Source organism: Nitrosomonas sp. Nm166, from assembly GCF_900112825.1.
Taxonomy (GTDB): domain Bacteria; phylum Pseudomonadota; class Gammaproteobacteria; order Burkholderiales; family Nitrosomonadaceae; genus Nitrosomonas.
Map to the genome: position 1 here is coordinate 1 of NZ_FONE01000017.1, position 22,069 is coordinate 22,069.

The following is a 22,069-nucleotide window of genomic DNA, read 5'->3' on the forward strand; positions in this document are numbered from 1 at the left end:
AGCTCAAAGCATCGACTCGATCAGACCGTATCTCACCGCGACCCCTTCGCGAAATACGTCGCACACTTTTTTATAAAGGCACGCTCCATCTTCACGTTGGTTTGGCTTTTCTGTTCATCAAATTCAAAAGAAAACATGGTATAAAAAGTATACCATTATTAGAGCAAATGCTGTTTTAGGAGACTTTAAGTGAGCAGAAAAGGCATGTAAGAAAGAGCAGTTTTCCATTTTTCTAGTTAGTCCCTGTATGTTATAGTAAAAACGGCTTGCATGACACCACACCTATTAAACGCTATGTGGGAGGATCAGGATGATAAAAACCAAGCTTGAGATGCGCGCGGCGATTGTAGATACAGCTATTGCCATTGCTGAACGTTCGTCATGGGAAGCGGTTCGCCTGTTTGATATCGCTGCTGAATTAAACATTTCTCTGGATGATATCCGTCTTTATTTCCGCGAAAAAGAAGATCTGATCGACGCCTGGTTCGATCGGGCTGACAGCAGAATGCTGAAAGCGACAGAAACGGTAAACTTTTTGTCATTGTCTCCGCGGCAGCGTTTACATCATCTCATCATGACCTGGCTTGAAGCATTGGCTGCGCATCGCAAAGTAGCGCGGCAGATGATCGGCGCCAAACTGGAACCCGGCCATATACATATCCAGATTCCGGCCATCATGCGCATCAGTCGCACCGTACAGTGGATACGTGAAGCCGCGCAACGCGATGCCACATTTGTACGCCGCGCGCTGGAGGAAACCGCTCTGACCACCATTTATCTGGCTACCTTTGCGCACTGGATGCAGGATGAATCAGAAAATTCACAGCGCACGCGTGACTTTCTGGATCGCAACCTGCGATTAGCTGAATCGCTGGATCATATGATTTATGGAACCTCGCGCAAAGAAGCCGCAACAGGATCCCGCGCAGAGCCTAGACCCATTCGTGAGATCCCGCCCTCCGTTAAACCTTCTCCACTGGCTGCGCCCACCGCATCGGAAACGCACATAAACCCTTACTAAGCATGGACCCGCTCACACACGCATTGAGCGGCGCTTTGCTGGCGCGGGCTGCAGCTCCGTCGTCATCGCAATCGCGTGCCGGAAAAACCGATCTGCCATTACGACTGCAAATTGCCGCAGGTTTTATCGCTGCAGCGTTTCCTGACGTGGATTTTGCCCTGCGCCTGATTGATACGCTGACCTATCTGAACTGGCACCAAGGTCCGACACATTCTCTGGTTTTGTTGCCGTTATGGGCATGGCTATTGGCCCGGCTGTTTTCATGGCTTACCCGAGGCCGCTATGCCTGGCAATTATTTTACTTGCCCGCATGTCTGGGCATTACCATTCATATTGCTGGGGATTTGATTACTTCATATGGATTGATGCTATTTACGCCCTTTTCCACTGAACGTTTTTATTTGTCATTTGTATTTGTTATCGATCCCTGGTTCAGCCTGATCATCATCGCCGGCCTGATTGCTTCCTGGTGCTATCCACAATACAGAATTCCGGCGATCGTGGCATTGGCGGTACTATGTGGTTATGTGATCTTTTTATCCACTTTGCACCAGCAAGCTGTCAAAATCGCCACTCATCACGCCGATGCAGAAGTCATGCCACAAGCGCAAATCAGCGTACTGCCGCAACCACTGTCGCCGTTTCACTGGAAAATCATCATCCGCCAGCATGAAACCTACCACCTCGCGCACGTCAACCTGCGGCAATCCGGGGTTGAACAGCAAACCGATACTGATACCTGGCGGCTAGCGAGAATGGCTGCCGCCTATCGCCCTATCGCAGAAAATAACTGGCAAGTTCAGCAACAATTCGGTAATAGCCCAGCGAACACACAGCTTGCCCGTGAAGCCTGGCTTGCTCCCACCTTTGCATCGTTCCGCACCTTTGCCCAGTTCCCGGTATTGGAACGTATGGATATTTCAGAAAAAGATCTATGCGCCTGGTTCTACGACCTGCGCTTCAAATTCCCGGAATTGCCACCTTCTTTCCGTTACGGCGTGTGCCGGCAGAATGGTCATTCTGACTGGCAGATGTTCAGGCAGCGGGGATTGTTTTATATTGATTGAATGAGTTATTTCACGCGGGAACAAAAGAAAAATTTATAATAGTAAAATTATAAGTGGAAATAAGCAGCGCTGTTCAATCAATAATCTTTTTAAATTTAACTAAACATACTGAACACCATGTTTTGGCTCATTCGGCATCGCTGGTTTGCTGGGATAGTAGTTTTACTCATTATTGTCGGATATTTCTGGATTAGCTCTCCTGGCAAAGTTGTCGTCAGAATCGATGGCGCTTTGATTGGAATTCAAAATGACATTCGCGAATTTCTACAAAAAGATTCCTTCTGGAAGGATCAACTCTACTTTGCCAATCGAGAGCAGGAAACTCTTCGTACACAACCAGAGCGGGACCAGAAACTGCGTATTCAACTTGATCGAATGATTCACGAAAACCGCCAATGGATGGAACAGTACTATCGAGACAATCCCAGTTCACGACCTTCACCAGCAACAATGCAGTCAAACGCTCTCCGGGAAATGGCTGATCGTATCGAACAAGCAGAATTGGATCAAATACTTGATCAAATTCGCCGGAAGCGGATAAATGAACTTGATCTTATTCTTCAGGTTTGTAAACATCGTGCCAAGTAAGTTTTATTTTGTTCAAGTATGTAAGATGCAATTTTTATTGCAATGAATAAAAGCACCCTATGCTCTATGCTACATATATCTTGCAGATTGTCACAAAAATATATACCGGCTAATTTCTTGCGCAAACCGGAGGAAATCCTGTAAAGAATTATGGCAAATTGCGTACACAATTTCCCAGTTGATGGCTTCATAGTTGTGCACTGCAATGTTTTTAAAGCCAATCGCCTTTTTTAACTGTTCGCGAGTATCCAGCGAAATGGCGCCCAGTTCGTGCAATATTGTGAAAACTTCTCCCATGGTTTGTGGGGATGGTTTATTGGCAGCACTGATGATGTGGCTGCCGATATCGACACAAAGTTGTACAGCCCGGGTGAGGTTGATAACCAGGATATCCTGCAGATCCTGATCCTGAGTCAAGAGATTGATATTGCCCGGCATTTTATCCTCGATGCGCTGAGCAGCGCCGCAACGATTCCATTTTTTCGACAAGAATCACTTGATCCATCGATTACGTCTCTCGGTCAGTATGCGCTGGTGCAGTGGAAGAAAGTCGGCGACGTTCAGCAAGTGCCGGGTTAACAAATTGGCATAGGTGGTATTGTCGCCAATCAGCCGGACTCCCTTGAATGCCAGACCGGTAATGGGTTCTGGCACGCGGTACAGATCGACAATATCGACCGGGCGGCCGAATTCGGCGCCGATAGTCTGCATCAGTTGCAGTTTGAAGTCCGCGCTGAGCGGTGTTTGCGCCAAAATACCCAGATCGATGTCGCTATCCGGGCGCGCGTTACCGGTTGCCATTGAGCCAAACAATAGCGCCAGCTTAATCTGTGGGTATTGCGATAGTAATGCGGTTAATCGGCTAAGCACCCGCAACCTTTCCCCAGGAATCGCGCAAGGTCACAGCACGGTTGAATACCGGCTTGCTGGGTTTCATATCGACACGGTCGGCGACAAAATAGCCATTGCGTTCAAACTGAAATCTTTGTTCGGGCTGCGCGTCGCACAATGCTGGCTCCGCATAAGCGGTAATGATCTGTTTGGAATCCGGATTTAATAATGCTTTGTAATTCTTGTCTCCACTGTCGGGGTAAGGATCGATAAACAAGCGGTCGTACAGGCGCACTTCCGCCGCTTGCGCATGTTGGGCGGATAGCCAGTGAATATTACCTTTGACTTTGCGGCTCTCTGCCCCCGGTGTTCCGCTTTTGGTATCAGGATCATAAGTGCAATGAACTGCTTCGATTTCGCCCTGCGCGTTTTTATCGACTTGCACGCATTTGACGATGAAGGCGTAGCGCAACCGCACTTCAGCGCCTGGAGACAGGCGGAAATAGCCTTTGGCTGGCACTTCCATGAAATCGTCGCGTTCGATATACAGCGTTTTGGAAAACGGAATCGTGCGCTTGCCCCATTCTGGTTTTTGCGGGTGATTTGGAGCAAAACAATCTTCTTGCTGATTCTCCGGATAATTGTCGATGATCAGTTTCAGTGGTTTCAAGATGGCAACGCGGCGTGGTGCAGATTCATTCAGATCTTCGCGCAGGCAGTCTTCCAATATGCTCATGTCGATCCAAGAATCCGCCTTGCTGATGCCGATACGATCGGCAAACAGGCGAAGGGAACGCGGCGTAAAACCGCGGCGGCGCACACCTGCAAGTGTGCTCAGTCTGGGATCATCCCAGCCGTCCACCAGCTTATTTTCCACCAGTTCAATCAGTTTACGCTTGCTCATTATGGTATAGGTCAGATTGAGGCGGGCAAACTCGATTTGCTGCGGATGGCATGGTACTTTATCCACCAGTTGATCCAGTACCCAGTCGTACAGCGGCCGGTGATCTTCAAATTCCAAGGTGCACAGAGAATGCGTAATTCTTTCCAGTGCGTCGGAAATACAATGCGTGTAGTCATACATCGGATAAATGCACCATTTATCTCCGGTACGCTGGTGATGTACATGACGAATGCGATAAATGACTGGGTCACGCATGTTGATATTGGGCGAAGCCATGTCGATCTTGGCCCGCAGCACATATTGACCATCTGGAAATTCTCCGGCTTTCATGCGCCGGAACAAATCCAGGTTTTCTTCGATGGGGCGATCCCGATAAGGACTGTTTTTGCCGGGACTGGTGAGCGTACCGCGAAATTCGCGGATTTCATCGGCGGAAAGACTTTCAATATAGGCCTTACCTTGTTTAATCAGATACTCGGCAAACTCATACAATTGATCAAAATAATCAGAAGCATAATACAGATGGTCGCCCCAATCAAAACCTAACCAGGAAACACTGGCACAAATCGAGTCGACGTATTCCTGCGCTTCTTTCTCTGGATTGGTGTCATCAAAGCGCAAATGACATACCCCGCCATAATTCAGCGCAATGCCAAAATTCAGGCAGATACTCTTGGCATGACCGATGTGCAAGTAGCCATTCGGCTCGGGCGGAAAGCGCGTTTCTACACGGCCGTTCCATTTACCGTTGCGATTGTCTTCATCAATGATATGGCGAATGAAATTGGTAGGCGTTGATTCAAGGGATAGATTGGTTTCAGATTTCTCTTTCAAAGCTTGTCTCTCGGCAAATGATGGATTCGTTAAGATAGAAAAGGGTACTCTTCCTCTACGTGCAATTAGATTATAACGACGATTGACCTAAAATCCATCATCTCTTCAATAAATTGCCCAATCACCCTTGCTTACAGCCCAGTACCTCGACCAAACATAAAAAACTTGTTCTAAATTTGACTTTTACCGATGTCTGACTTAGAATTCCCGGCTCTTTTTGAATACGCAGGACAGGTTTTCGTGAAAACATTTTCAGCCAAACCACACGAAGTAAATCATGACTGGTTTGTCATTGATGCGACCGATAAAGTATTGGGTCGCCTTGCTTCGCAGATTGCATATCGTTTACGTGGTAAACACAAACCCATTTATACACCGCATGTTGATACCGGCGACTACATCGTCGTTGTCAATGTCGACAAGATGCGCGTAACCGGCAACAAACTGGAAGATAAAATCTACTATCGCCATACCGGTTATCCAGGCGGCATCTACGCAACGACCCTCAAGAAAATGCATGCGCGTTTTCCCGGACGTCCGCTTGAAAAAGCCGTTAAAGGTATGTTGCCTAAAGGCCCGTTGGGGTATGCCATGCTAAAAAAACTTAAAGTATATGCGGGTGATACCCATCCACATGCCGCACAACAACCCAAACCACTTGAAGTAAGAGCTTAATCTATGGCCACTCAATATAATTATGGAACCGGTCGGCGTAAAAGTGCTGTTGCACGTGTTTTTATCAAACCGGGTAATGGTGCGATTATCATTAACGATAAGCCAATTGATGAATTTTTTTCCCGCAAGACCGGTCGTATGATTGTCAAACAGCCGCTGGAATTGACAAATAATGCCAATACATTTGATATCATAGTAAACATTCATGGTGGTGGTGAATCGGGTCAGGCTGGGGCAGTCCGGCATGGCATTACCCGTGCATTGATTGATTATGATGCAACCTTGAAGCCTGCATTAAGCAAAGCGGGTTTAGTTACTCGAGATGCGCGCGAAGTGGAGAGAAAAAAAGTTGGTTTGCGTAAGGCGCGGCGACGCAAGCAATTCTCCAAGCGATGATTTTTTATTAGAACATGCAAAAAGCCGCCTCTCGAGGGCGGCTTTTTTATTGGGTGTGTTGGCAAATTAAATTTTCTGGAAAAGATAGGAATGGCAATGATTAATGTCGGCATTGTGGGTGGAACTGGATACACAGGCGTGGAGTTACTACGATTACTGGCACAACACCCTAAAGTAAAAATCAAAGCGATTACCTCGCGTAGCGAGGCAGGGATGAATATCGCTGAATTATTTACCAATTTGAGAGGATATATCGATCTCAAATTCAGCGATCCAGCCGATGCTAAACTCAATAAATGCGACCTTGTTTTCTTCGCTACACCGAATGGCATTGCCATGCAGCAAGCAGAATCCTTGCTTAAAGCAGGCGTTAAGGTAATTGACCTGGCAGCAGATTTTCGTATTAAAGATGTCCAAGAATGGGAAAAATGGTACGGCATGCAGCACGCCTGCCCTGATCTGGTCGCTGAAGCAGTGTATGGACTGCCGGAAATTAACCGTGAACACGTCAAGGATGCTCACCTGATAGCCAACCCTGGCTGCTACCCAACGGCAGTACAACTCGGCTTTTTGCCGCTGATCGAAGCCGACGTCGTCGATATGGATCACCTCATTGCTGATGCTAAATCGGGCGTTTCTGGTGCAGGGCGCAAAGCTGAGGTGCATACGCTTTACGCTGAAGCTTCGGATAATTTCAAGGCCTATGGCGTTCCGGGACATCGACATCTTCCTGAAATTAAACAAGGCCTTGCCAGCGTGGCCAAGCGGCCAATCGGTTTGACATTTGTTCCGCATCTGGTGCCGATGATACGTGGTATCCATGCAACGCTGTACGCCAGACTGACCAAACAGATTGACTTGCAGGCACTCTATGAAAAACGTTATCAAAATGAAGCTTTTGTCGATGTACTGCCGACGGGCAAACATCCAGAAACCCGCTCTGTACGGGGCTCCAACATTTGCCGTATTGCCGTGCATCAACCGCAAAACAGCGATACTGTGGTCATACTGTCTGTGACTGATAACCTCGTAAAAGGCGCTGCGGGACAAGCCATACAAAATATGAATATCATGTTCGACCTACCTGAGACTTTGGGTATTGACCAAGTTCCACTACTACCATGAGTTTTTACATCTCATAGGAATCGGAATCAAACACTGCATTAAATCATCTTCTAGTGTTTCTGATCCCCTGTGAAAGCGAAATATTTACCCATATTAACAACATTGATATGATTTGTTCTGTTGTTTTCGAATAACTCGTGTCTGACTACTTAGAAATCAATACCTAGCTAGATGAGTTCTGGTTATTAAGCGATAGAGCACTTCAGTTGAACAAGCTTTCTCAGAAAAAACCTAAAATTCTGTCTTCGCGCGTGATAATACGTCCTCGTTTATCATGGCAATATCGTTTGTCAGTTTTCATCATTTCCTGCTTCGTCCTGGTTTTGCTGGCTTGGGGTATGTACGAAGCTGGTAAGCGATCAGCAAATACCCAACATGATTTGACTGATGAAAAATTAGCATATGTATATGACCCTGGATCCGAAAAATTAGCGTATATATATGACCCAGGAACCTGTAGGCAAACAAAGAAGCAGAAATTATGCACTCAGATGGGTGATTTGACTCATCAATTACAAATCAGCGATATAGCCAATGAAAACCTTGCCAAACAAATAAAACTGCTTACCAATGAAAATGATCGTTTAAAAGAAAAGCTGATATTTTTTCAGCACCTCATGGCAGGAAATACAAAAAGCGGGATTTCAATTCATCAGTTCAGTTTAAAGGAAACAGAAATCCCCGGTCAATATCGCTATGCGCTAACTTTGATTCAAGGTGGGGAAAGACCCAGTGATTTCAAAGGGAACTTGCGGTTCCAAGTCAAACTGCTGCAAGATGATCAGAGTAAAACCATACCCCTCACCAGCAAGGAGGCTAAGCAGGATTTTCCAATTAATTTTAAATTTCTTCATAGACTGGAAGAAAGTTTCAAGGTACCCCCCCATACCCACGTAGAAAGCCTACAGGTACAGATTTACGAGCACAATAACAGCAAGGCCATATTAACCCAAACCACGCAACCATCGCTGTGAAGGAGAAAAAACATGTTTGGCAGAAAGAAGAAAAAACAATTTCCCAATCATTTCGATACGTTGATCGGCATCAACACGAGTATCATCGGGGATATTAATTTTCGCGGTGGTCTCCGGGTCGATGGGCATATCATTGGCAATGTTATCGCTGCCGACGACGAGTACAGCACTTTAGTGCTTAGTGATGAAGGTAGCATAGCTGGTCAAATAAAAGTCACTCACATCATTATCAATGGCACAGTGACAGGTCCTATTTACGCACAAGAATACTTGGAACTGCAAGCAAAGGCTAAAGTGTACGGTGATATTCATTACGGCTCTTTAGAAATCCAGCTGGGCGCTTCCGCCGAAGGAAAAATGGTCCACCAGAATCAATTAGAATCTGAAAATAAACACCAGTCTGAGAAAATAGTAACATTTATTCCATCTACGCCAGATGAGCATATCACTACAGAAAGTGACAGCTACAACTATCCTGGCAGTTTGGAGTCCAATAATAATTAAACATCACTACAGAGATTTGATATGAGCATTGAAAATAACATTCCACTCTTATTTACTGATAACGCTGCTGCTAAAGTTAAGCAATTGATTGAGGAAGAAGGCAACGAAAATCTCAATTTGAGAGTTTTTGTCAGTGGTGGCGGATGTTCAGGCTTTCAGTATGGATTTACTTTTGACGAACTGGTCAACGAAGATGATACCGTCATGGAGAAGAATGGCGTCAAGCTTCTGGTTGATCCGATGAGTTTCCAGTATTTGATCGGTGCTGAAATTGATTATCAGGAAAATCTGCAAGGTGCTCAGTTCGTGATCAAAAACCCTGGCGCTACCAGTACTTGCGGCTGCGGGTCATCATTTTCGATATAGTTTCTGCATTGGGATGCAATAGCAATTCAGGCTGGATAAATTGCGCCCAGAATTCTATCTCCTCTCGCACCGGTGACAGCAGTTAAATTGCCTGTCTTACGCGATATCGTTCGTTGCGCCAGCCAGGCAAATGCGAAAGCTTCCACCCAGTCTGCCACGACGCCCAGCTGATCCGTCAGGGCTACTTTTCTTTCTGGCATCAGATTTAACAGACGATCCATCAGCAAGGTATTATGAGCTCCCCCGCCACACATATAGATTTCTGTGGCAGTTGGACAATATTCGCGTATCGATCTGATAATTGTCACTGCGGTCAGTTGTAGCAATGTTGCTTGCACATCTTCCGGCGCTTCACTTCCCACTAATTTTTGCTCCAGCCACTCAACATTAAACAAGTCTCTGCCAGTGCTTTTAGGTGGCTGAACCGAGAAAAAACAGTCCCCTAATAATTCTTCCAGTAGCGCAGGAATAATTTGACCCGCCATTGCCCATTGTCCATCCTTATCATAATTTTTTCCTGTATGACGCAAACACCAGGCATCCATCAAAATATTTCCCGGACCACAATCAAAACCGATGATTTCGTTATGAGGATCAAGACTGGTGATATTGGCAATGCCACCAATATTTACAATGACCCGATGACAAAGTGAATCTTTAAAAAGAGCATGATGAAAGGCTGGAACCAGTGGCGCGCCCTGACCGCCTGCGGCTATATCGCGGCTTCTGAAATCTGTCACGACTGTGATCTGGGTGAGCTCTGCCAATAGCGCTGCATTCACAAGCTGAATCGTATAGCTTTTTTCCAACTCGGGACAGTGCCTGATTGTTTGACCATGGCAACCAATGGCAACAACTTGTTGAAACCCGATACCGGAGTTTCTTAGCAATTCTGCGGTAGCTTCAGCATAAAGAACGGATAATTGATTACTGAGCACTGCAGCGCGATGCAGTTCATTGTAGTCTGACCGATGTAAGGCCAATAATTGTGTGCGTAATTGATCATTATAGGGACAAAAGAAAGTCTGGATCAGAACCGGAGCGGACGCACTGAAATCAACCAGAACAGCATCGACACCATCCAAGCTTGTACCCGACATGATGCCGATATAGTAGACAGATTTCAATGACGCATCAGCCTTTCAAAAAGCATTATTCCTGAACCCTAAATAAAATCTTTAGGATGGATAGCTTCGATAACGCTCCATTTTACCGCAATACGATGCTATTCTAGCGCAGCATAATGAATATTACGCATGATGTTTAAACGCGCCACCAAGGATTGAGTTTCTTTCTGGAAAGTATTCAAGTCCTTTTTGGCAATGGGAGGCGCAGTCGGCAGAGCAACTTTTGTTGGATCGCGCTGCAAGCCATCAACGCGTAATTCATAATGTAAATGCGGGCCGGTCGCCATACCCGTTGAACCCACATACCCAATCACTTCGCCCTGATTAACCCGCTTACCTTTGCTTATTCCGCTCGCAAAACGTGACAAATGGCCATAGGCTGTCTCATATTTGCCATTATGTTTAAGAACAACTAAATTACCATAACCTTTTTGTGAGCCAGAGAACGCAACGATTCCATTGGCTGTGGCTTTGACAGGTGTACCGGTAGGCGCTGCATAATCTATACCTCGATGCGCACGCCATTCTTTGAGTATGGGATGAAAGCGGGCATTAGTAAAACCGGAGCTGATACGCGAGAAAGTAAGCGGTGAAAGTAAGAATGTTTTGCGTAAACTTTCCCCATCCGGTGTGTAATAACCATCTGCGCCGTTAGAGGCCTTGAAGTAGACAGCTTGATGGGATTTTCCTTTATTGACGAATTCGACTGCTAACACACGTCCGGTTTTAGCACGCTTACCATTATTTGAAAAAGTTTCATACACGACGGTAAAGCGATCTCCCTGACGTAAATCTCGATAAAAATCAATTTCTGATGCAAATATTTCTGTTAGCTGCATGGCAATATTGTTGGGTATGCCAGCACTATCGGTTGCGGCAAATAGAGAGCTATTGATTACACCCGATTTCATATGAATTTGAGTATCCAGCTCAATTGATTGCTCAGTCATTTTGAATTCATCATCGGTTTTTTCCATCAAGAACAGTTCTTCGTTTCCAAAAAAATAACGCAGTGACAATAGTTCGCCGTCAGCTGTCGTCTGTGCATAAATGGTTTGACCGGGTTTTAGCTGGCGCATGGCTCGGCTGCCACGGGCTGCCTGTAAAAAATCGATCGAGTCCTGGTTACTGATATCCAGTCGATTTAAAATTGCCGCAATCGTGTCGCCACGACGAATATTTTCCTGGTGCCAGAAAGTTTGATTAGTTTGAGTTTCAGGAAGCACATCCGGAATCGATAAATCAAGAACCACTTCTTCTACCTGAATCTCTTCAAAAGATGTCGTATTTGGCGCAATACCAAATGCAGTAACTATGCCAAACAGGGGTATGCTGGATAAGGTGACCAGCCAGCGAATCGTTTTTTTTGTTAGTTTTGATGATTTTTGAGCTAGAATCCTTTGTTTTCTGCTAAGCAGTGTATATAGCATCTATGAAGTACCTCCAGTCATTTTTATCATTGCAAAGAGGGATGAGTCTAACATGAAAACCATCAAAACATGTACCAAGGTACAATTGAAATTGTAATAAATGGCTTATTGAAAGAGAAATATTAATAAGAATCTTTAGCTTATCGTTATTGTGAATAAAACTATCAAATCTCAACTCGAAATTATAAAACGTGGTAGCCACGAACTATTAATTGAAGCAGAGTTAGAAAGTAAGCTTATTTCAGGATGTCCACTGCGCATCAAAGCAGGATTTGATCCAACTGCACCCGATTTGCACCTGGGTCATACCGTCCTATTGAACAAACTGCGCCAGTTACAAGATATGGGACATCACATTCTGTTCCTGATTGGGGATTTCACAGGTATGATCGGCGATCCAAGCGGTAAAAATACTACACGCCCGCCATTGTCTCGCGAGCAAGTTGCGGAGAATGCAAAATCTTATACCACGCAAGTTTTTAAAATACTCAAACCTGAAGGCACGGAAGTCGTGTTTAACTCATCCTGGATGGACAAGCTAAACGCAGCGGATCTCATAAAACTTGCTGCAACGCACACGGTTGCGCGTATGCTGGAACGAGACGATTTTAATAAACGCTATCGCAACAATCAGGCAATCGCCATTCATGAATTCCTCTACCCTTTGATCCAGGGCTATGATTCTGTTGCCCTGAAAGCTGATCTTGAATTAGGCGGCACCGATCAGAAATTCAATCTTCTGATGGGACGAGAACTACAGAAGCATTTTGGACAATCACAGCAATGCATACTTACAATGCCTTTGCTGGAAGGATTGGATGGTGTCAACAAAATGTCCAAGTCCTTGAACAATTATGTGGGCATCACTGAAAGTCCGCAAGAAATCTTCGGCAAACTGATGTCGATATCTGATCAGCTCATGTGGCGTTATTTGGAGCTGCTATCTTTTGAATCGCTTGATACCATTCAGACATGGCGCAAAGAAGTAGAAGCAGGTCGCAATCCACGGGACATCAAGGTCATGTTCGCGCAGGAAATTGTCGCGCGTTTCCACAGCCCGCAAGACGCTGAGCAAGCCCTTGCCGATTTTGAAGCACGCTTTAAGCATGGTGCGTTACCAGATGAAATCCCACAAAAAATAATCCAAACACAAGATAATGAAATCCCGCTGGTGCAATTATTAAAATTATCAGAATTAACTGCCAGCACCAGTGAAGCTTTGCGTATGATCAGTCAAGGCGCTGTCAAACTGGATGGCGAAAAAGTGGAGGATAAATCGGCGCAAATAGCACGAGGCAAATCCGTGATCATACAAGTAGGCAAGCGTAAGTACGCCAAAGTTATTATCCAGTAACCCTTTTGCATTGTTGTAATTTCTTATCGATTATTTCCGTTGTAGTCAAGAATCCAGCCTATTATTAAATAGCCATAAATAATTGCAAATCGTTATAGAATCCAGTATACTGCCGCGCTTGGTTGATTCAGGCTATTCTTTTGATTGTCTGATTGATCTTTATCTGGTTTCATCGTTCTGACCTCTCTTCAATTTTTCAAATTTCCGGAAAATGATGTATAGCAACCCTGGTTAGCGGCGATGCTTTATTTAATGCGCTGGCAGGGCTATGCATTTTTGGACAAGACAATATTTGCCTGCTTGTGCGTCCAATTTTTATTCTTTAGGAAAACAACGTGTCTTTTGAAGATCTAAACTTACATCCTTCTATTATCAAAGCCATTCATGACGCAGGGTATACCCTTCCTACTCCCATTCAGAAACAAGCGATTCCTGAATTATTAGCCGGTCACGATGTCATGGCATCTGCACAAACCGGAACGGGAAAAACAGCTGCTTTCATGTTGCCAGCTCTTCATCTTCTGGCAACACCGGCAAAAATCTACAGCCGTGGACCCCGCGTTTTGGTGTTAACCCCTACACGCGAACTGGCACTGCAAGTATCCGATGCCGCTAAGAAATATGGTAAATATCTTTCCCGTGCCAAAGTTATCAGCATACTGGGCGGCATGCCTTATCCACTACAAAATAAACTTTTATCACAACCTGTGGATATTTTGGTTGCTACGCCCGGTCGGCTTATTGATCATATTCAACGTGGCCGGATTGATTTCAGACGTTTAGAAATGCTGGTATTGGATGAAGCAGATCGAATGCTGGATATGGGCTTTATTGATGATGTTGAAAGCATTGCATCTGCCACTCCCGCTACCCGGCAAACCCTGTTATTCTCTGCCACTCTGGATGATGCGATCAATAAGGTTGCAGCAAAACTTTTAAAATCTCCGAAGCGAATTCAAGTTGCCTCACACAAAGCAAGATTTGAGAATATTGAGCAGCGGCTCCATTATGTTGATGATATGTCGCATAAGAATCGCTTATTACATCATGTATTGCGTGACGAAACCCTCAAGCAGGCCATTGTTTTTACAGCCACTAAGCGAGATGCAGACTCATTGGCTGATAATCTTTATGCGCAAGGTTATGCAGCCGCCGCATTGCATGGCGACATGAATCAGCGTGAACGTAACCGTACACTTACCAAACTTCGCACGGGTGGTTTACGTGTTCTGGTGGCAACCGATGTGGCTGCCAGAGGCATCGACATTGCCGATATTACGCATGTCATCAATTTTGACTTACCCAAATTTGCAGAAGACTATGTTCACCGTATTGGCCGTACCGGTCGAGCTGGCGCAAGCGGAATCGCAGTTTCCTTTGCATCCATCCGGGATAGTGTTCATTTAACGAAAATTGAGCGCTATACAGGGCAGCGCATTACGTCGCATACCATTCCTGGCCTTGAACCCCGCATTAAACCACGTTTCCAGAACAACGGTATTAAAAGCGCACCGGGTATCGCTCAGAAACGTAAGCATTCGCCGTTAGCACACAGGGGTCACCAAAATTTCAATTCGATCAGTAATTCGCAGGACAACGGAAATAGCTATGGCGGTCGTTCATTCGGTCACGAAAGCCGTAACAATTCTTTCCGAAATAATGGCAATAAACCCAATAGTGGCCAACACCTTGCAAGGGCGAAGCAACCTAAATACTTCTAAAAACGTGTTATCACCATGAATGGTTTTCTGCCGCAACAATCAACCATCTGGTGTTGTGGCAGCAAGCTTCGGTTTATTAAAATCAGCGCCCTAAGCCCCGGAAAGCAATCATAGCCAGTGCATAAGCAGCGGCGGCAGCCCAGCCGACAGTAGGAAAGCCTCCCTGCATGATCAGAAAAACGGCCAGCGGTGCGGCAATAACGGAAAAGCAACCATTAATGCCCCAAGCCCATGGTACTTGTTGGGGGCGCGTATGGTTCAGTACGCGCAGGGCCAGCGGGAGAGGTACGCCCAGCAGAAAAGCTGGCAAAGCCAGAAGCGCGAGCCCGGCAATCCATTTCAGCGGCTCCGGCCAGACCAACCCGATCGTAAACAACGGCGGTGTTAAAAACAGAGATAGCACAATGATGATCACGATGCCGCCCAGAACAAGGCCAGCGGTTCTGCGGGAGGCCACAAGCCGGGCACTAAAAGCGCTGCCTGCTCCCATACCGCATAACAGGGCGGCAACGACGCCAGCAGCGCTGTAGAGTGAGTGGCCCCAGAATAAGGTGAAACGCTGAATCCACAAAATTTCCAAAAACATAAACCCCAGACCGATCGCTGCGAAATAAAACAACACAGCCAGTCGCCCGCCCGGAGCCCAACCCAACCACAGCAGTGGCGCCAGAATCAAAACAAAGGCAACCCCAGCCAGTACAAATCCTGTCAAAGCCACTAGAATTGATCCCATTTCAACAAAAGCAAGAGTACCATTCCCAAAATACTGCTCCACTTCTGCAAGGCGATCTCCACGCAGAAACTGATGGAAATAGGGCCTATCATCAAGCGGAGCACGCACATCAAACAAATAGTCATCATAGAAAGCAGATGCCCTATCCGTAGAAAGCAGCGCTGCGAATCCCGTTACCAGTCGATCTTCTTCCATGATATGGAAACGATCAGCAAGTACAGAGCCTTCTCCCGGTGACCAGAGCCGGTCAAACCCTTTGGCTTGCGAGAATGCGGCCAGCTTTTCTCGCATCGCTTTGTTCATCGGTTGCTTTGACACCGCCACAGACAGCATATCCCAGCTTCTGACTGCGGCAATATGGGACGACAAATCAGATAGACCAGTCGCGCGGAGAGTATCTGCGACCAGCGCCAGAAGCTTTAAACTCTGGCGCGGCGGCTGGTCAAGATAAACACTGAAGGCCAACAGGCCATCTTCGCGCAACACATCCCACAAAGCACCAAACGATTCACGGGTCAGCAGATAATCTTCCTGCATCGCCTGTAAGCCGACACCGCCACCAAACAAGCCTTGTGGTGGTAACAAAATCAGGTCGTAATAATGGGAAGGTGCACTTAGAAAAGCACGGCCTTCGCGTGTAATGACAGTAAGCCGATCATCCTGGTATTGCGCTCGCAGCCACTGAGCTACCACGGGGTGAGGCTCCACCGCATCCACAAGGATATCGTCCTGCATCAGCAGATGCGCCACTGCTGCCCCTCCTGCATGCAGAACAAGTGCATGTGACGGTGTCACCAGCGCGAGTGGCAGCGCTTGCACGCTTTCATTCAGTACGGTTGCGTCGTGCAGCAAAATGCCATAAGCATCACCATTGCGATAAATATGGGGTGCAGCAGGTACCGTGCCATGAAACTGTAGACTAAGGCCCGGCCCATAGCGCAGGGCAGGAGATTGCACGATTTGAATCCGACCCATCGGATGAGCAGTATCACTGATGATTTGCGATTGCGGCAATTGCAGGGCATAACTGATCGCCTTATAGGGAGAAGGCTTGGTATCAGTAATATAATAGGTGTTTGCCAACGCCAAGAGCAGCAAGATCACGCTGAACCATGAGCGCTGCAACACCCATGCGGCCAACGCAAAAGCCGCAGCGCATAGCGCAAAACCCTGCGTCGGTGTGAAATAAAGCAACAACAACAGCCCCAGTCCTGCGCCGATTGCCGATCCCAACAGATTCGCCGCGTAACGCTGTCCGATTGATGTGGTATCGCGCATGAAGATAAGCCCAAGAAATAACGCCCCGCTAAAAAAGGGTAAAAAAACAAGTGTGGCACTGGCTAACAGCGGCCCCCAGCTGCGCACATCGATAAACAACAAAGGAAAATCCGTCAATGCCGCGGCTTGCAGCGCTAAAGGCAGCGCCAGAATGCAGCTTGCTGCGGCGAATAGAAGGCATAAGTACGCCACGCCGTTACTGCGTGGCAGCAATTTGTCCCGTGCCAGCGCAAGAACTGTGCCACTGCTGCCGAATCCCAGCAAGGCAAGAGAAATCACGGCATAGGCGAAATGATGGCCCTGCGCCTGCGCCAGCGCTTGCATCAACACGATCTGTAACGCGATCAGTGCCAGTGAAGACACAAACAGGGCGATATCAACGCCGGATAGCCGCCAATTAAAATGCACTCTACCCCCTCGTTAAGGGAACAAAACGTACTGGCAAAAGATTTTGCGTACGCACCTCACTGCCAACTTTGGTGACCAGAACAAGCATCTGAACCATATAAGAAGTGCCGACGGGAATAATCATTCGCCCGCCATCCTTGAGCTGTTCGATCAGCGGCGGCGGAATATGGGGTGCAGCTGCAGTCACAATAATCGCATCGAAAGGTGCATGTTCGGCCCAGCCGTAATAGCCATCCGCCTGCTTGACGCTGACATTGTTATAGCCGGCGTTATGCAAACGTACCTCTGCCTGTTGCGCAAGTTGCGGAATAACTTCTATGGTGTAAGCATGTTTGACAATTTGCGCCAGTACGGCAGCTTGATAACCGCTACCCGCACCGATTTCAAGCACACGGGAATCCGGCTTTACTTTGGCCATTTCTGTCATATAGGCGACAATATAAGGCTGCGACATCGTTTGACCATAGCCAATCGGCAGCGGACGGTCTTCATAAGCTAAACGTTCTCCCCATTCCGGTATAAACAGATGACGAGGCACGGCACGCATTGCATCCAGAACATACTTATCCTGCACGCCTCTTGCAGCAATCTGCTCAGTGACCATTTTCTCGCGTAGTTCGCGTGTCCGATCAGTATCCTTGGCCTGTACAGGAAAGGTCCCAAACAGGCAAACAAGAATCGGTATAAATAGCAGTTTACTCATTGTCATATCCTATTCCCCCTCATGAAGTGCCTTCACCACAACTTCAAAACCGTCTTGAGCAATAGCAAACGCATGGATCCCATCGATCCCTGCTAGCCAGAAGACTTGGCAAATACTGCATTGTCGCCACGTTCATAAGCCTCGACCAACGCTTTTCCACGCATTAATAATAATGGGCAGGTGGTAGTACTGATGACTTGACTGACTACGCTACCGTAAACCATGCGCTCCACACCTGTCCGGCCGTGAGTACTCATGACAATCAGATCAGCACTTTCTGCATGAGCGATGCGAACAATGGAATCAGCCGGGCCTCCTGCTGTGACGTGATAACGGCATGTGATGCCTGCCAGTTGCAGCCTCAGGCGTATGCGCTCCAGATAACATACTGCCTGGCGGATGATAGGCTGCCCTTCCGTATTATCTAGATCGCTGAATACTTGACCGGTTGTCAATCCATCCCCGGCATTCTCGGCATCATACGGATCGACGACACGAACCAAGCGGATCATCGCACCCATATCCTGTGCAAACTGACGAGCAGCAGGTATAGCTGCCTCGGCCAGGGGAGTGCCGTCAAGTGGCAAGAGAATGGTACGAGGCAAAGAATCAGACTGTACTGCAATCCGGGCAGGAACCAGAAATACGGGTGGACGTGCATTGCGCACTACTTCGTCCGCTACGCTACCCAGCAACGTCAATCCTAACCCCGTTCTTCCGTGCGTAGACATGGCAATCAAATTGACATAGGCTTCTTCGGCCAGACGCAAAATACTTTCAGCAGGTATTCCCGCTAAACATTTGCTCTCTACTCGAAAACCGTTCTGATTAAGCTGCTGCGCCACTTCAAGTAGTCTTTCGCTGACCTCATCTTCATGGGATATCGCTGTCTGCTCTGACGCAAGCGGTCGGATAGCATTTTTGAGTGATGGAAGAATGAATGATGACAATGCCGTCATTAACAGAAGCTCCGTCCGCTCCGGCGCAACAAAGCGCAGCAGATGAGGAATGACTTGTTCTGCCAGTTCAGAACCATCCAATGGTATAAGCACTCGCCTGATCATGTGCATACCCCCCAGTCATAATCACTGTTCGAGTATAGGCTTTTTCGCATCCATTTTCCATGGTTGCGAACCGGATATTCCAGGTTCCCTTCAGTTAGTTATGTAATTTATTGTTTTAAGAAATAAATTCCCGTTTCTGCAACATCCCTACAAGCCGGTAAATAGCAAATCCGACCAGCAAATGTTTTATCGTATGGCCGCTGATCAAATCATTCGTCACATCATAGATTTTCAGATCCAGCATTTCAGCCAATTTGGCCGCGGCGTACAAAGCAATTACCTGATAGATATCTTTCGCATGCATATAACGTGATGGATAGTACACACTCAACAAAAGAATAAGCAGGATTGAATAGAACTGGGTAACGATATAAAAATTCAGATTTCCGTTGCCTTGTTGTTCGGTCCAGTGCCAATACAATACACTTAGCGCTCCCAACATAACCAGCAGCGGCAATGATCGTACCCCCAATATGGGACTAACGCGCTCAGCCAATGTTGCAGCAAGCAAGGCAGTTACGCCCATGGCTATCGGTAGCCGATCCCACACTAAATAGTCGTTATGCGGCATCCAGTGATAAAGCATTGAACCCAATCCCGCCGCAGCAACGCTCAGAAATAACACCCAATAGGGTAAATACTCAATCCTGCTGAAAAATGCCTTGTGAGCAGGTAATTGATAAGCGAGAAAAAGAAATCTAAGGCCAGCGATGCCGCTTAACAAAATAGCCAGATTTGAAGCAACATTTCCAAAATTCGGAATACCAAGAAAGGTTCGCTGATCAGCAAACTGATGATAATCGACTGGCTGAGGGAGCGGTGGCAGCACTATCGCTGTCACAACGACCGCAATCGACAATCCAGTAAGCATCCAAAGCTGTCGTTGCATCATGATTGATCGGAAGTTATTAATACATATGGGCAACCGCTTCCCCGATGCGCCCAACAGGAATGATATGAATACCAGGGATAGGTTGTTTGGGTTTATTGGCCAGTGGAATAATCGCCTGTTTGAAACCAAGCTTCGCCGCTTCCTTCAATCTCTCCTGTCCACGCTGCACGGGACGTATTTCACCGGCCAGACCAATTTCACCGATGACAATCATCTTTTCCGCAAGTGGCTTATTCTTAAGGGAAGAAACAACCGCCAGCATAATCGCAAGATCAGCCCCGGGTTCAGTGATTTTCACACCACCCACGGCATTGACGAAAACATCCTGATCAAAGCAGGGAATACCGGCATGACGGTGGAGTACCGCCAGCAACATAGCCAGTCTGTTTTGTTCCAGTCCAACACATAGTCGCCGTGGATTGGGCGAGCGTGCTTCGTCGACCAGCGCCTGTATTTCCACTAATAGCGGACGTGTGCCTTCTTGTGTGACCATGATACAGGATCCTGGAACCTGCTCGCCATGATGCGAGAGGAATAAAGCCGATGGATTTCTGACTTCGCGCAAGCCCTTCTCGCTCATCGCAAATACACCCAGTTCATTCACTGCACCAAAACGGTTCTTGAAGGCGCGAATCATGCGAAAACTGGAATGCATCTCACCCTCGAAATACAACACCGTATCTACCATATGCTCCAGCACGCGCGGTCCCGCCAGCGCTCCTTCTTTGGTCACATGACCCACCAGAATGATGCAGGTGCCGCTCGATTTCGCCAAGCGAGTCAATTGCGCCGCACATTCGCGCACCTGGGCGACTGATCCTGGTGCAGATTGCAATGTTTCCGAATAGATCGTCTGGATTGAGTCAATCACGGCGATAGTCGGTTTACGCTCAATCAGCACCGACTGGATTTTTTCCAATTGAATTTCCGCGAACAAATCCACTGTATGCACATCGAGTGCCAGACGCTTGGCACGTAATGCCACTTGCTGTGCCGATTCTTCACCGCTTACGTACAATACCTGATGCTGGGCAGACATGTACGAGAGCGCCTGAAGCAACAGCGTTGACTTACCGATGCCAGGATCTCCACCCAGCAATACCACACCACCGTGCACTAACCCCCCGCCCAGAACGCGGTCAAGTTCATTTACCCCCGTTGGATAGCGCGGTTCTTCACGCGCTTCGATGGCGCTTAAATTTTGCACCTGACCGATTTCTGATACTGGGCTAAAACGCGATACCGACTTCTCTGCGAGAGTTTCTACCAAAGTATTCCATGCCTGACAATGCGGACATTGACCCTGCCATTTCAAGGTCTGCCCACCGCACTCAGTACAGGAATAGATTGATTTCTGTTTGGCCATTCATTTAGGGAAACGCTGATTAATTGGCTGCACGGGCGAATCGCTTCGTTGCGCGGTACTCGCTTCCTCGTCTATCTGATCGATATGTCTCGGTTGCTGCGTTCCGTGCGCCTCGCGCTTCATCACGTTCATCGAATTAATCAGCGTTTCCTTAATCATTAATCATAAACCTCGGCAGCGCTGAATACGGCTCCACGCGCATCTTTCTCGGAAAGAACCGGTTTACCCGTAAGAGGCCAATCAATCGCTAAAGTTGCATCGTTCCATACGATGCAGCGCTCATATTCGGGCGCCCAATAATCAGTTGTGTTATATAAAAACTCAGCATAATCAGAGAGTACCAGGAAGCCATGGGCAAAACCGGGTGGAACCCATAATTGTTTCTTATTCTCCGCACTGAGTATTTCTCCTACCCACTGCCCAAAAGTGGGCGACGAGCGGCGTATATCCACCGCCACATCAAATACCTCCCCGATCACCACCCGCACTAGCTTTCCCTGCACTTGTTTGATCTGATAATGCAGGCCACGCAAGACATGTTGAGCGGAGCGCGAATGATTGCTTTGAACAAAATTTATTTTCTTTCCAACTGCTGATTCGAATTCACGCTGATTAAAACTTTCGAAAAAAAAACCGCGCTCATCACTGAAGACACGCGGTTCCAATAAAAGAACTTCCGGAATAACCAAATGAGTTGATTTCATAGCA

Annotated in this window: 23 protein-coding genes; 11 read left to right on the forward strand and 12 right to left on the reverse strand. The window is 47.1% G+C overall.

Going from position 1 to position 22,069, the window contains the following annotated elements; all coding sequences use genetic code 11:
* Positions 1 to 310 precede the first annotated feature (310 nt).
* The 3 genes from BM021_RS06445 (at position 311) to BM021_RS06455 (ending at position 2,676) form a co-directional block, all read left to right on the forward strand.
* Positions 311 to 1,021, forward strand: a complete 711-nt coding sequence (locus tag BM021_RS06445) for a TetR family transcriptional regulator (protein ID WP_090720065.1) — start codon at positions 311 to 313, stop codon at positions 1,019 to 1,021.
* A gap of 2 nt (positions 1,022 to 1,023) precedes the next feature.
* A complete protein-coding gene (locus tag BM021_RS06450) occupies positions 1,024 to 2,088 on the forward strand; it encodes a metal-dependent hydrolase (RefSeq protein ID WP_090720066.1) in 1,065 nt (354 codons plus the stop codon).
* Positions 2,089 to 2,205: 117 nt separating this feature from the next.
* The gene (locus tag BM021_RS06455) at positions 2,206 to 2,676 is read left to right on the forward strand and encodes a hypothetical protein (protein WP_090720068.1); all 471 of its coding nucleotides are present in this window, start codon (positions 2,206 to 2,208) and stop codon (positions 2,674 to 2,676) included.
* 90 nt (positions 2,677 to 2,766) lie between these two features.
* On the opposite strand, the gene BM021_RS06460 is transcribed toward BM021_RS06455, so the two are convergent.
* The 3 genes from BM021_RS06460 to BM021_RS06470 are packed head-to-tail and all read right to left on the reverse strand — an operon-like array spanning position 2,767 to position 5,245.
* Positions 2,767 to 3,165: a type VII toxin-antitoxin system HepT family RNase toxin gene (locus tag BM021_RS06460; RefSeq protein WP_218147824.1), complete on the reverse strand. Its 399-nt coding sequence runs from the start codon at positions 3,163 to 3,165 to the stop codon at positions 2,767 to 2,769.
* 3 nt (positions 3,166 to 3,168) lie between these two features.
* Entirely contained in the window at positions 3,169 to 3,546 is a 378-nt protein-coding gene (locus BM021_RS06465) for a type VII toxin-antitoxin system MntA family adenylyltransferase antitoxin (protein WP_090720070.1), read from the reverse strand.
* Positions 3,539 to 5,245, reverse strand: a complete 1,707-nt coding sequence (locus tag BM021_RS06470) for a glutamine--tRNA ligase/YqeY domain fusion protein (RefSeq protein WP_090720072.1) — start codon at positions 5,243 to 5,245, stop codon at positions 3,539 to 3,541. The genes BM021_RS06465 and BM021_RS06470 overlap by 8 nt, the downstream gene beginning before the upstream one ends.
* 240 nt (positions 5,246 to 5,485) lie before the next feature.
* Here BM021_RS06470 and rplM point away from each other — a divergent pair, with 240 nt between their 5' ends.
* From rplM to erpA, 6 genes are all read left to right on the forward strand, one after another.
* Positions 5,486 to 5,920, forward strand: a complete 435-nt coding sequence (gene rplM, locus BM021_RS06475; RefSeq protein WP_090720074.1) for a 50S ribosomal protein L13 — start codon at positions 5,486 to 5,488, stop codon at positions 5,918 to 5,920.
* A gap of 3 nt (positions 5,921 to 5,923) precedes the next feature.
* Positions 5,924 to 6,316: a 30S ribosomal protein S9 gene (gene rpsI / locus BM021_RS06480; RefSeq protein WP_090720077.1), complete on the forward strand. Its 393-nt coding sequence runs from the start codon at positions 5,924 to 5,926 to the stop codon at positions 6,314 to 6,316.
* Between the two features lie 96 nt (positions 6,317 to 6,412).
* Positions 6,413 to 7,441, forward strand: a complete 1,029-nt coding sequence (gene argC, locus BM021_RS06485; protein WP_090720136.1) for an N-acetyl-gamma-glutamyl-phosphate reductase — start codon at positions 6,413 to 6,415, stop codon at positions 7,439 to 7,441.
* Positions 7,442 to 7,779: 338 nt separating this feature from the next.
* On the forward strand, positions 7,780 to 8,415 hold the full coding sequence (locus BM021_RS06490) for a DUF6776 family protein (RefSeq protein ID WP_256207813.1): 636 nt from the start codon (positions 7,780 to 7,782) through the stop codon (positions 8,413 to 8,415).
* 12 nt (positions 8,416 to 8,427) lie between these two features.
* Positions 8,428 to 8,919: a bactofilin family protein gene (locus BM021_RS06495; RefSeq protein ID WP_090720082.1), complete on the forward strand. Its 492-nt coding sequence runs from the start codon at positions 8,428 to 8,430 to the stop codon at positions 8,917 to 8,919.
* 21 nt (positions 8,920 to 8,940) lie between these two features.
* The gene (gene erpA, locus BM021_RS06500; RefSeq protein ID WP_090720084.1) at positions 8,941 to 9,285 is read left to right on the forward strand and encodes an iron-sulfur cluster insertion protein ErpA; all 345 of its coding nucleotides are present in this window, start codon (positions 8,941 to 8,943) and stop codon (positions 9,283 to 9,285) included.
* Positions 9,286 to 9,311: 26 nt separating this feature from the next.
* Here erpA and BM021_RS06505 read toward each other — a convergent pair whose 3' ends face one another.
* Together BM021_RS06505 and BM021_RS06510 are read right to left on the reverse strand one after the other, a co-directional pair.
* A complete protein-coding gene (locus tag BM021_RS06505; protein ID WP_090720086.1) occupies positions 9,312 to 10,412 on the reverse strand; it encodes an anhydro-N-acetylmuramic acid kinase in 1,101 nt (366 codons plus the stop codon).
* A gap of 98 nt (positions 10,413 to 10,510) precedes the next feature.
* Complete coding sequence (locus tag BM021_RS06510) at positions 10,511 to 11,842, reverse strand: peptidoglycan DD-metalloendopeptidase family protein (protein WP_090720088.1); 1,332 nt, start codon at positions 11,840 to 11,842, stop codon at positions 10,511 to 10,513.
* Between the two features lie 151 nt (positions 11,843 to 11,993).
* On the opposite strand from BM021_RS06510, the gene tyrS reads away from it, so the two are divergent.
* Together tyrS and BM021_RS06520 are read left to right on the forward strand one after the other, a co-directional pair.
* A complete protein-coding gene (tyrS, locus tag BM021_RS06515; protein WP_090720090.1) occupies positions 11,994 to 13,196 on the forward strand; it encodes a tyrosine--tRNA ligase in 1,203 nt (400 codons plus the stop codon).
* Between the two features lie 335 nt (positions 13,197 to 13,531).
* Complete coding sequence (locus BM021_RS06520) at positions 13,532 to 14,917, forward strand: DEAD/DEAH box helicase (RefSeq protein WP_090720093.1); 1,386 nt, start codon at positions 13,532 to 13,534, stop codon at positions 14,915 to 14,917.
* An 82-nt stretch (positions 14,918 to 14,999) separates the two neighbouring features.
* Here the strand turns inward: BM021_RS06520 and BM021_RS06525 are convergent, their stop codons facing one another.
* The 7 genes from BM021_RS06525 to rfbC form a co-directional block, all read right to left on the reverse strand.
* Positions 15,000 to 17,336, reverse strand: coding sequence for a hypothetical protein (locus tag BM021_RS06525; protein ID WP_090720095.1), 2,337 nt, complete (start codon positions 17,334 to 17,336; stop codon positions 15,000 to 15,002).
* Position 17,337: 1 nt separating this feature from the next.
* Positions 17,338 to 18,039, reverse strand: coding sequence for a protein-L-isoaspartate(D-aspartate) O-methyltransferase (locus tag BM021_RS06530; RefSeq protein WP_090720097.1), 702 nt, complete (start codon positions 18,037 to 18,039; stop codon positions 17,338 to 17,340).
* 92 nt (positions 18,040 to 18,131) lie between these two features.
* Positions 18,132 to 19,091 (reverse strand): universal stress protein, encoded by a 960-nt coding sequence (locus BM021_RS06535; RefSeq protein ID WP_256207814.1) that lies wholly within the window; start codon positions 19,089 to 19,091, stop codon positions 18,132 to 18,134.
* 127 nt (positions 19,092 to 19,218) lie between these two features.
* Positions 19,219 to 19,995 carry an alkaline phytoceramidase gene (locus tag BM021_RS06540; protein WP_256207815.1) on the reverse strand — a complete coding sequence of 259 codons (777 nt, stop codon included), beginning with the start codon at positions 19,993 to 19,995 and terminating at the stop codon, positions 19,219 to 19,221.
* Between the two features lie 16 nt (positions 19,996 to 20,011).
* Complete coding sequence (gene radA / locus BM021_RS06545; RefSeq protein WP_090720101.1) at positions 20,012 to 21,361, reverse strand: DNA repair protein RadA; 1,350 nt, start codon at positions 21,359 to 21,361, stop codon at positions 20,012 to 20,014.
* Complete coding sequence (locus BM021_RS15475; protein WP_177186312.1) at positions 21,362 to 21,520, reverse strand: hypothetical protein; 159 nt, start codon at positions 21,518 to 21,520, stop codon at positions 21,362 to 21,364.
* Positions 21,520 to 22,065 carry a dTDP-4-dehydrorhamnose 3,5-epimerase gene (rfbC, locus tag BM021_RS06550; protein WP_090720103.1) on the reverse strand — a complete coding sequence of 182 codons (546 nt, stop codon included), beginning with the start codon at positions 22,063 to 22,065 and terminating at the stop codon, positions 21,520 to 21,522. The genes BM021_RS15475 and rfbC overlap by 1 nt, the downstream gene beginning before the upstream one ends.
* Positions 22,066 to 22,069 lie beyond the last annotated feature (4 nt).

Excerpts from the sequence above, each read along its gene's own strand:
- BM021_RS06445 (WP_090720065.1), top strand. The coding sequence starts at position 311 with ATGATAAAAACCAAGCTTGAGATGCGCGCGGCGATTGTAGATACAGCT.
- BM021_RS06450 (WP_090720066.1), top strand. The coding sequence starts at position 1,024 with ATGGACCCGCTCACACACGCATTGAGCGGCGCTTTGCTGGCGCGGGCT.
- BM021_RS06455 (WP_090720068.1), top strand. The coding sequence starts at position 2,206 with ATGTTTTGGCTCATTCGGCATCGCTGGTTTGCTGGGATAGTAGTTTTA.
- rpsI (WP_090720077.1), top strand. The coding sequence starts at position 5,924 with ATGGCCACTCAATATAATTATGGAACCGGTCGGCGTAAAAGTGCTGTT.
- argC (WP_090720136.1), top strand. The coding sequence starts at position 6,413 with ATGATTAATGTCGGCATTGTGGGTGGAACTGGATACACAGGCGTGGAG.
- BM021_RS06490 (WP_256207813.1), top strand. The coding sequence starts at position 7,780 with ATGTACGAAGCTGGTAAGCGATCAGCAAATACCCAACATGATTTGACT.
- BM021_RS06495 (WP_090720082.1), top strand. The coding sequence starts at position 8,428 with ATGTTTGGCAGAAAGAAGAAAAAACAATTTCCCAATCATTTCGATACG.
- erpA (WP_090720084.1), top strand. The coding sequence starts at position 8,941 with ATGAGCATTGAAAATAACATTCCACTCTTATTTACTGATAACGCTGCT.
- BM021_RS06510 (WP_090720088.1), bottom strand. The coding sequence starts at position 11,842 with ATGCTATATACACTGCTTAGCAGAAAACAAAGGATTCTAGCTCAAAAA.
- BM021_RS06530 (WP_090720097.1), bottom strand. The coding sequence starts at position 18,039 with ATGAGTAAACTGCTATTTATACCGATTCTTGTTTGCCTGTTTGGGACC.
- BM021_RS06540 (WP_256207815.1), bottom strand. The coding sequence starts at position 19,995 with ATGATGCAACGACAGCTTTGGATGCTTACTGGATTGTCGATTGCGGTC.
- radA (WP_090720101.1), bottom strand. The coding sequence starts at position 21,361 with ATGGCCAAACAGAAATCAATCTATTCCTGTACTGAGTGCGGTGGGCAG.
- BM021_RS15475 (WP_177186312.1), bottom strand. The coding sequence starts at position 21,520 with ATGATTAAGGAAACGCTGATTAATTCGATGAACGTGATGAAGCGCGAG.
- rfbC (WP_090720103.1), bottom strand. The coding sequence starts at position 22,065 with ATGAAATCAACTCATTTGGTTATTCCGGAAGTTCTTTTATTGGAACCG.